Source organism: Dietzia sp. SLG310A2-38A2 (assembly GCF_014145095.1).
Taxonomy (GTDB): domain Bacteria; phylum Actinomycetota; class Actinomycetes; order Mycobacteriales; family Mycobacteriaceae; genus Dietzia.
This window is the reverse complement of sequence record NZ_JAALDX010000129.1, coordinates 1-3,084: the sequence shown is the minus strand read 5'-3', so window position 1 is coordinate 3,084 and position 3,084 is coordinate 1. Positions and strand designations below refer to the sequence as shown.

Genomic DNA, 3,084 nt, shown 5'->3' with positions numbered 1-3,084 from the left:
GGCTCGACACCGGCGGGCTCGCGATCGTCGGACGTGCCGCTCTCGGACTGCAGGGCGGTCGGCGTAGCGGCCTGAGCGACCATCATCCGGTTCGTCTGTGTCGAGAGGACCGGCCACTCGCCGCTGGTCGGACGGGTGGGGGCGGCGGTGGTCTCCCTGTCGACCCCGCATTCGGCGTGAGCGAGGATCAGCGTGAGGTTCCAGCGCTCGGCACCGCCCGTCCCTGTGGCGTTGACGCGCAGCCGCAGCTGGGACAGGGCGTATCCGGGGCTCTCCTTCTTCACGTGCTGCAGAGTGGCGACGTAGTCGTAACTGCCCCAGCTCCGGTACCCCGTCTGCTCCGAGTTCGGGCCGGGGATCGCCACGCGGACCTCTTGCTCGAAGATGCCGTTCCGCCCCAGGACCACTGGCCCGTCCGAGCTGAGGGTCGCCACCCCGGCGGTGGGGGAGCAGGCCGCCGTTGCGCGAATCGGGCTCCTGCCCGGGTAGCTGACCAGGTCCGACCCCAGGATGCTAGAAGTCCGCACGTCCAGAGAGCGGGTCTCGGAGACCGCGTTGGCGGTGGGGGCGGCCACGCCGGTGGGGTTCCCGTTCTCGCACCGAGACTGTGCATCGAGCGATGAGCACGAGAATCCCACGGTGGTCAGGGGGAGCAGGAAGGTGGGAAAGGTGCCGGCGCTGCTGTGAGTCGCTGGACCGACGACCTGCCGGGATGCGTCGGGGGTCTGCCGGAAGGCGGTGACGGCGCCGACGTTGCTGTCCCGGACCGCTCGTTCCATCTGGCCGAAGGTCGACATCGCCCGGGCGAAGCGCGTGTTCTGGTGCGGATTGGCAGCCCCGAATTCGGCCGCGCCCACTGCGCGGTCGGACCACGTCGCCTCGGTGGGGCGGATCGAGCCGAGGGCCAGCGCCGTCGTCACGAGCAGGGCGAGTGCGCCGAGGATCGCCACGAGCGCCCGCACCGGATGCTGCCGAATGGTCACTGCGCGACCTCGTCGTCATCGTCGCGCCCCGGCCAGAAGGTCCACAGGACCCCGAGCGCGGCGAGCATGGTGATCGAACCCAGAACCAGCGGGTTGCCGGCCCAGACGATCACGTTCGCCAGCCCGGGCACCGACCACAGCACCTTCCGGACGCTCTCGACCCGGTACATCCCCGGATCGGGGTTCGGGTTGGCGTCGCCCTGCATCAGGATGAGCGCCTCGCCCGGCACCTGCGGATGGACCTCGATCACCCGGTGGGTGACGGGCAGGCGGCCGGGCCGGTCGACGGTGACGACGTCGCCCACCCGGATCTCGTCCGCGCTGATCTCCTTGACCACCGCGACGGAGCCGGTGGGGATCGTGGGGGACATGGACCCGGTCTTGAACATGATGAGCGTGATGTTCATCGTCACCGCCGCGATCACGAGCCCGACCGCCACCACGCCGCCGACTGCGAGGAGATTGGCCAGTCCGCCGGCGAGGTAGGAGCCGAATGACCTGCCGGGGGCGCGGTGCGCTCCCGCGGTGCGGCCCGGGGTTCCGCTGTGGGACATCGGTGCTGCGGTCTGCACGGCCATCACCTCTCGCGTGTCATTCGTCGGTCTCAGATCAGGTTTCAGATCAGAAGGTCGTCGCGGGTCAGGCGTCGTCGCTCTGCGCGTCGAAGTTCCAGAACACGGGGGCGGGCGCGATGCCGGCGGAGTCCAGCCCGGCGGTCGGGGCGAGCTCGGCGCGGAAGCACAGCCACTTGTAGTCGTTCTTCTCCACGCGGGTCGTGGAGGTCGTGGGGGCGGCGAGCGTTCCCACGGTGGTGAAGCTGGCTGCCGAGGAGCAGTTGGACGGCGGGGTCGAGCCACCACCGAGCTCGGCGATCGACACGGCGACCTTGCTGGTCAGTGCGTTGGAGGCGACACTCTGCTGTGCGATCGTGATGTCCGCGCCGAGGTTGCCCTTGTTCTCGTGCAGGCCCACCAGCTGGTAGACGGGCACTCCCGGGACCAGGGACTTGGAGGCGGGTCCGAACTGCATGGTGCCGGCCTTGTCCTTGGTCACGAACTCGTTCCAACCCTCAGTGGCGTTGAAGTGGGCCTGGATGTTGAAGTCGCTGCCCGCGGTACCGAACTCGCTCACGCCCCACGCCGTGTCGGACCAGGCGGCCAGTGTCACCGCGGCGCCGACGCCCAGCACCAGACCGGAGGCCATGATGGCGCGGGCCTTCTTGCGGCGGTTCTGCTTCGGCGCGGCGGTCGGGGAGGTCTGGGGCGTGGTGCTCATGGGTGGGCCTTTCCGGTGGAGGTGAGGGTGGGCGCCAACACTCTTTGTTGACGAGTCCCATTTATTATCGTTTAGCTACTGGCCAGTAGCAACCGGAAGTAACGGTTCTGTCTACAACGTCACAGTTTCGCAATTTCGCACAAATAGAGCGTCTACCTGCGAACCTGACATCCGTCTCACGTTCCGTACCACCGGGTACTGCGCGGGTGTCGGGCTATTTGGACGCTGTGCCAGAACTGTAGGGGGCCTGAGATGAACCACCCCGATTGCGACGAGGAGGCATCCAGCCCGGCCGCGGCTCGCTCGGGCTCCCACTTCGATTCCGCCTCATGTGACGGCCCCGTTTGGCGGACGTCTCGCGGCGTAGAGCGTTGAAATCCCTCAGAATCCCTGCGAGATGCCCGCCAACCGCGGAATCGGGGCAGGCTCAGGAGCCGCGGAGCTCCCACATCCGTAGAGCCAGGCGCAGCTCCATCGCGCTATCGCCGCGACGCCACCCGGCACCGAGGACCGAGTCGAGCCGGTCGAGCCGCTGGTACACGGTGTTGACGTGGACGTAGAGCCGATCGGCGGTGCCCGAGGGACTGGCGTCGGCGGCGAACCAGGCGCTCAGTGTCTCCAGCAGGGCGGTCCCGCGATCGCGGTCGTAGCTGCGGATCGGCCCGAGGTTGCGCTCGATGAACTGAGTGACGTCACCGCGGTCGACCTCACTGAACAGAAGTCCGTACAGGCCGAGCTCCTCGGTCGCCGCCCCCTCGCCCGCGCGCCCCAGGGCGACGAGCAGTTGCGCGGCGCGCCGGGCCCGCTCGACGTGGTCGGTCACGGC

At 68.7% G+C, this 3,084-nt stretch carries 4 protein-coding genes; all 4 read right to left on the bottom strand.

The features are described 5' to 3' along the window. The coding region (locus tag G6027_RS04910; RefSeq protein ID WP_182635918.1) for a hypothetical protein at positions 1-983 on the bottom strand (983 nt) is incomplete at its 3' end. After that, positions 980-1,555, bottom strand: a complete 576-nt coding sequence (locus G6027_RS04905; protein ID WP_346995635.1) for a signal peptidase I — start codon at positions 1,553-1,555, stop codon at positions 980-982. The genes G6027_RS04905 and G6027_RS04910, both read right to left, overlap by 4 nt. Before the next feature lie 67 nt (positions 1,556-1,622). Then, positions 1,623-2,258 carry a SipW-dependent-type signal peptide-containing protein gene (locus G6027_RS04900; RefSeq protein WP_182635917.1) on the bottom strand — a complete coding sequence of 212 codons (636 nt, stop codon included), beginning with the start codon at positions 2,256-2,258 and terminating at the stop codon, positions 1,623-1,625. Between the two features lie 427 nt (positions 2,259-2,685). After that, on the bottom strand, positions 2,686-3,084 hold a 399-nt coding region (locus G6027_RS04895), incomplete at its 5' end, for a PucR family transcriptional regulator (protein ID WP_182635915.1).